Below are 1906 nucleotides of genomic sequence, written 5' to 3'. Positions count from 1 at the left end.
AGGCTGCCGGGCAGGCGGAGCGCCACGGGGATGTTGTAGACCGCGCTGCCCGGATGCAACTGCTCGAAGAACCACAGACGCTCCTGCGCGAAGGAGACGGGATATTCCCGCGGGCCGTCCGTCTGCTCGGCCAGGAGCTTGGCCAGCAACTGGCGCTTTTCCGCCGGGGACAGCGTGGCGATGTGCAGGGGAAGTGTCATTTGGCCATGATCTCCTCGACGCGGTTCCCCTGGGCCGGTGTCGTCCGGGTGAAGTCGTCTTCGGCCTGCGCCTGCCCGCCCAGCAGCCGTGCCAGTACGAGATCCAGCTGATCGTCGGACACGTCGTCGAAGCGATCGGCGGACCCGGCGGCCATGGGCCGGTCGGGCGCGGGGAGCGGCCGGCCGGGGGCCGCGTCTTCCAGGGCGGCGGCGAGATCCGCGATGGTCGGGCGTTCGAACACCATCATCAGCGCCACATCCAGGCCGAGCCTGCCGCGCAGAAGCGACACCACGCGCGTGGCCAGCAAGGAGTGGCCGCCGAGATCGAAGAAATTGTCGAAGATGCCGATGCGGCTGCGGCCCAATATGTCCGCCCAGACGGCGGCCAGCATCTCCTGCAGCGGCGTCTCGGGCGGAGCGAACGCCTGCCGGTCGCCGCCGTCGACGATGGGCGGCAGCGCCTTGCGGTCGAGCTTGCCGGTGGGTGTCTGCGGCATGTGATCGACCAGGGCGAAGGCGCCGGGCACCATGTGGTCGGGCAGCCGGCGGGCGAGGGTGCGGCGGACGAGGGCCGTGTCGAGGCCGGCGTCGGCCACCAGCCAGGCCGCGAGGCGGCGGTCGGCGCCGCTGCCGATGGCGTCGCAGGCGGCCTGCCGGACGCCGGGGCAGGCCAGCAGCGCTGCCTCCACCTCGCCCAGTTCCACCCGGAAGCCGCGGATCTTCACCTGGCTGTCGCGCCGGCCGAGGTAGTCGACCGTGCCGTCCGCGCGCCGCCGGCCGAGGTCGCCGGTGCAATAGAGCCGCCCGCCTGGGCGAAAGGGATCGGCCACGAAGCGCTCGCGCGTCAGCTCCGGCCGGCCCAGGTAGCCGCGGGCAAGGCCGGCGCCGCCGAGGTGGATCTCGCCCGTCACCCCCGGCGGCACCGGCTCCATCCAGCGGTCGAGCACATGGACAATGCCGTTGGCCAAGGGGGCGCCGATGGGAATGCCGGCCTCGCCCTCGCCGCCGCGCACCCGGTAGGCGGTGGAATAGACCGTGTCCTCGGTCGGGCCGTAGAGATTGTAGACCTCGGCCCCGGTGAGGGCGCGCACGCGATGGGCGAGCGTGCCGAGCAGCGGCTCACCGGCGAGATTGACCACCGCCACGCCGGGCGGCAGCGGCGCGATGCGCAGCGCTTCCTCCAGCACCGATGGCACGGTGTTGACCAGCGTGGGGGGAACCTCGGCGGCGCCGTCCACCAGGGCCAGCAGGTCGCGCACGATCAGGCAGGTGCCGCCTGCGGTCAGCGGCACGAAGATCTCGAACACCGACAGGTCGAAGCACAGCGAGGTGGAGCACAGCACCCGTGCCAGCGCGCCCGCCGGATAGGCCTCCCACGCCCAGGCCAGCAAGGCGATCACATTGCGCTGCTCGACTGCGACGCCCTTGGGTGTTCCTGTGGAGCCAGATGTGTAGAGGACATAGGCGAGGGCATCGGGCGGGATGAGGGTGTCGAGGGGCGCGGGATCGAGGGTGGCGGCGGCTGCGCGGCAGGCGTCGAGGGTGAGGACATTGCAGCCCTCGGGCACGGCGAGGGCCTCGGGCAGGGGATGGTCGGTGATGATCAGGGCCGCGGCGCTGTCGGCGAGCATGAAGGCGGAGCGCTCGGCGGGATAGGCGGGATCGAGCGGCACATAGGCGCCGCCGGCCTTGAGGATGGCGAGCAG

Annotated in this window: 2 protein-coding genes and 1 pseudogene; all 3 read right to left on the bottom strand. The window is 72.0% G+C overall.

The genetic code is table 11. The annotated features are described in order from the left end of the window. On the bottom strand, positions 1 to 200 hold a 200-nt coding region (locus YU1_RS0125630), incomplete at its 3' end, for a condensation domain-containing protein (protein WP_029006464.1). Continuing rightward, positions 197 to 889: a phosphopantetheine-binding protein gene (locus YU1_RS34980; protein ID WP_425339179.1), complete on the bottom strand. Its 693-nt coding sequence runs from the start codon at positions 887 to 889 to the stop codon at positions 197 to 199. The genes YU1_RS0125630 and YU1_RS34980, both read right to left, overlap by 4 nt. Before the next feature lie 15 nt (positions 890 to 904). After that, positions 905 to 1906: pseudogene (locus YU1_RS34975) on the bottom strand (amino acid adenylation domain-containing protein); the annotation flags it as partial.

Origin of the sequence: Azorhizobium doebereinerae UFLA1-100 (genome assembly GCF_000473085.1) — a bacterium.
GTDB classification, from domain to species: Bacteria; Pseudomonadota; Alphaproteobacteria; order Rhizobiales; family Xanthobacteraceae; genus Azorhizobium; species Azorhizobium doebereinerae.
Note: the sequence above shows the minus strand (reverse complement) of the source record. Positions and strands in the feature narration are given on the sequence as shown.